The 1,212-nt window shown below is 72.4% G+C and carries 1 protein-coding gene; it reads right to left on the bottom strand.

Annotated elements, in window-relative coordinates; genetic code table 11:
* Positions 1–1,212, bottom strand: a 1,212-nt coding sequence (locus AB0E88_RS35765) for a biotin carboxylase N-terminal domain-containing protein (protein WP_361639421.1), incomplete at both ends; no start/stop codon positions are given.

Genomic DNA, 1,212 nt, shown 5'->3' with positions numbered 1-1,212 from the left:
TCGTCCAGGGCGCGCTTGGCGCGCTGGAGGGCTTCGGCGCGGGTGCGGCCGGTGACGACGAGTTTGGCGAGCAGGGAGTCCCAGGCGGGGCCGATGACGCTGCCGGCTTCGACGCCGGCGTCGAGGCGGACGCCGGGGCCGGAGGGGGCGTCGAAGCGGGTGACGGTGCCGGGGGCGGGCAGGAAGCCCCGGCCGGGGTCCTCGCCGTTGATGCGGAACTCGAAGGAGTGGCCGCGCAGGGCGGGGTCGTCGTAGCCGAGTTCTTCGCCGTCGGCGATGCGGAACATCTCGCGGACGAGGTCGATGCCGGCGACTTCTTCGGTGACGGGGTGTTCGACCTGGAGGCGGGTGTTGACCTCGAGGAAGGAGATGGTGCCGTCCTGGCCGACGAGGAATTCGCAGGTTCCGGCGCCTTCGTAGCCGGCTTCCTTGAGGATGGCTTTGGAGGCGCGGTAGAGCTCGGCGACCTGTTCCTCGGAGAGGAAGGGGGCGGGGGCTTCCTCCACCAGCTTCTGGTGGCGGCGCTGCAGGGAGCAGTCGCGGGTGGAGACGACGACGACGTTGCCGTGTTTGTCGGCCAGGCACTGGGTCTCGACGTGGCGGGGGCGGTCGAGGTAGCGCTCGACGAAGCATTCGCCGCGGCCGAAGGCGGCGACGGCTTCGCGGACGGCGGAGTCGTAGAGTTCGGGGACTTCTTCGAGGGTGCGGGCGACCTTGAGGCCGCGGCCGCCGCCGCCGAAGGCGGCCTTGATGGCGATGGGCAGGCCGTGTTCGCGGGCGAAGGCGACGACTTCGTCGGCTCCGGAGACGGGGTCGGGGGTGCCGGCGACGAGGGGGGCGCCGGCGCGCTGGGCGATGTGGCGGGCGGCGACCTTGTCGCCGAGGTCGCGGATGGCGTGGGGCGGGGGGCCGATCCAGATCAGGCCGGCGTCGAGGACGGCCTGGGCGAAGTCGGCGTTCTCGGAGAGGAAGCCGTAGCCGGGGTGGATGGCGTCCGCGCCGGATTCCTTGGCGGCCTTGAGGACCTTGTCGATGTCGAGGTAGCTGGTCGCCGGGGTGTCACCGCCCAGGGCGAACGCCTCGTCCGCGGCGCGGACGTGCAGGGCGTCCCGGTCCGGGTCGGCGTAGACGGCCACGCTCGCGATCCCCGCGTCCCGGCAGGCCCGGGCCACGCGGACAGCGATTTCGCCACGGTTGGCGATGAGCACCTTG

This window comes from Streptomyces sp. NPDC028635 (assembly GCF_040637635.1).
Lineage (GTDB): Bacteria > Actinomycetota > Actinomycetes > Streptomycetales > Streptomycetaceae > Streptomyces.
The sequence above is the reverse complement of the archived record's forward strand: the minus strand, read 5'-3'. Positions and strand labels throughout refer to the sequence as shown.